This is a genomic window from Oleiphilus sp. HI0123 (assembly GCF_001635315.1).
Genome location: NZ_LWGE01000318.1, coordinates 1 through 420 on the forward strand (window position 1 = coordinate 1; position 420 = coordinate 420).

General features: G+C 49.3%; 1 protein-coding gene. It reads right to left on the minus strand.

Features of this window, described 5'->3' with window-relative positions; genetic code table 11:
* On the minus strand, window positions 1-420 hold a 420-nt coding region (locus A3761_RS03030; protein WP_255374909.1), incomplete at both ends, for an ABC transporter transmembrane domain-containing protein.

Genomic DNA, 420 nt, shown 5'->3' on the forward strand with positions numbered 1-420 from the left:
AATCGCCATGGTTGAAAGCTGCATAACGGAAGCTGATACGATCGATACAGAGTCGGTCAGATGCTTGGCTCTCGCTCCTAATAGCGACATGCGCACCAGCGCTCTCTCCCACAAGCCCTGCTGACGCCCTTGCGCATTAAGGGACTTGATCGTTTCAATGCCGCTTAAGCTCTCAACCAAAACACTATTTTTTTCAGCGGCTGCCTGCTGCATCAAATCAACCACTTTTTTTATCGGGAAATGCACAACGTAACCATAGAGCAAGAGGAAAGCAGCCGCTATTAAAGGCACCAAGGCCAGCTGCCCACCCACAGAAGCGATAACCAATAGAAAGATAATGGCAAAAGGAACATCTGCGAGCGCCGTCATTGTCGCCGCAGTAAAGAACTGCTTGATCGAGTCAAACTCTTTCACCTGACT